Source organism: Saccharothrix sp. S26 (assembly GCF_021390395.1).
In the GTDB taxonomy this organism is placed as follows: Bacteria; Actinomycetota; Actinomycetes; order Mycobacteriales; family Pseudonocardiaceae; genus Actinosynnema.
Map to the genome: position 1 here is coordinate 1 of NZ_JAJUWT010000054.1, position 1,016 is coordinate 1,016.

2 protein-coding genes are annotated in these 1,016 nt (G+C 70.7%); both read right to left on the reverse strand.

Features of this window, described 5'->3' with window-relative positions; translation table 11 throughout:
- A partial coding sequence (locus tag LZG04_RS41395; RefSeq protein WP_233827437.1) for a GTP-binding protein occupies positions 1–629 on the reverse strand: 629 nt, incomplete at its 3' end.
- The coding region (locus LZG04_RS41400; RefSeq protein ID WP_233827438.1) for a phosphoadenosine phosphosulfate reductase family protein at positions 630–1,016 on the reverse strand (387 nt) is incomplete at its 5' end.

Here is a 1,016-nt window from a genome sequence, read left to right on the forward strand (position 1 = left end):
GATTCCAGGTGTTCCAGCAGTGTGGGGCCGGAGTACCAGGGGGTGCGTGTGGAGCGCTGGACCACGTTGTCGCCGGCCAGCGCGGACACCGGGATTTCCACGACGGTGTCCTCGGCGTACCCGAGGGCGGTGGCGTGCGCGGTGAACTCCTTGGCGATGCGGGAGAACGTGACCTCGTCGAAGTCGACCAGGTCGATCTTGTTGACCGCCAGCACCAGGCGCGGCACGCCCAGCAGCGCCAGCACGGCGGCGTGCCGCCGGGTCTGTTCGATGACGCCCTTGCGCGCGTCGACCAGCAGCACGCCGAGCTGCGCGGTGGAGGCGCCGGTGACGGTGTTGCGGGTGTACTGCACGTGGCCGGGGGTGTCGGCCAGCACGAACGAGCGCTTGGGCGTGGCGAAGTAGCGGTAGGCCACGTCGATGGTGATGCCCTGTTCGCGTTCCGAGCGCAGGCCGTCGACCAGCAGCGACAGGTCGGGCGTGGTCAGGCCGCGGTCGGCGCTGGCGCGGTGCACCGCGTCGAGCGTGTCGGCCAGCACCGACTTCGTGTCGTACAGCAACCTGCCGACCAGCGTGGACTTGCCGTCGTCCACGCTGCCCGCCGTCGCCAACCTCAACAGGTCGCTCATCTAGAAGTAGCCCTCCCGCTTGCGGTCTTCCATGGCGGCCTCGGACAGCCGGTCGTCCGCGCGGGTCGCGCCGCGCTCGGTGAGCCTGCTGGCCGCCACCTCGGCGATGACGGCGGAGATGTCGGCGGCGTCGGACTCGACCGCGCCGGTGCACGACCCGTCGCCGACGGTGCGGTAGCGGACGGTCTTCTCGACCTTCTGCTCACCCTCGCGCGGACCGCCCCACGGGCCTTCCGCCAGCCACATGCCGTCGCGCAGGTAGACCTCGCGGCGGTGGGCGTAGTAGATCGACGGCAGCTCGATGCCCTCGCGGGCGATGTAGTGCCACACGTCCAGCTCGGTCCAGTTGGACAGCGGGAACACGCGGACGTGCTCGCCGGGGCGGTG